Origin of the sequence: Mesorhizobium sp. M1A.T.Ca.IN.004.03.1.1 (assembly GCF_003997555.1) — a bacterium.
GTDB lineage: Bacteria > Pseudomonadota > Alphaproteobacteria > Rhizobiales > Rhizobiaceae > Mesorhizobium.
The window spans coordinates 1-259 of sequence record NZ_RZTV01000560.1 but is presented as its reverse complement, the minus strand read 5'-3'; the positions used below and the strand labels follow the sequence as shown (position 1 = coordinate 259).

At 67.2% G+C, this 259-nt stretch carries 1 protein-coding gene; it reads left to right on the top strand.

The features are described from left to right. On the top strand, window positions 1-259 hold a 259-nt coding region (locus EOD29_RS32875; RefSeq protein WP_164763999.1), incomplete at both ends, for an adenylate/guanylate cyclase domain-containing protein.

Here is a 259-nt window from a genome sequence, read left to right as displayed (position 1 = left end):
CCTCGCTCTCGTCGACAATGTCGGACGACTCCCGCTGTCCGAGGCATTGCGGGTTCGCGTCGGCATCGCCACCGGCCAGGTCGTCGTTGGCGATCTGATCACCGCCGGTGAGGGGCAAGAGCGAGGCGTCGTGGGCGAGACGCCAAACCTCGCCGCCCGCCTGCAAGCTCTTGCCGAGCCCGACGCGGTCGTGATCGGCCCGCAAACGCGGCAGCTCCTCGGCGATCTTTTCGAATACCGCGACCTTGGCGACTTGGAA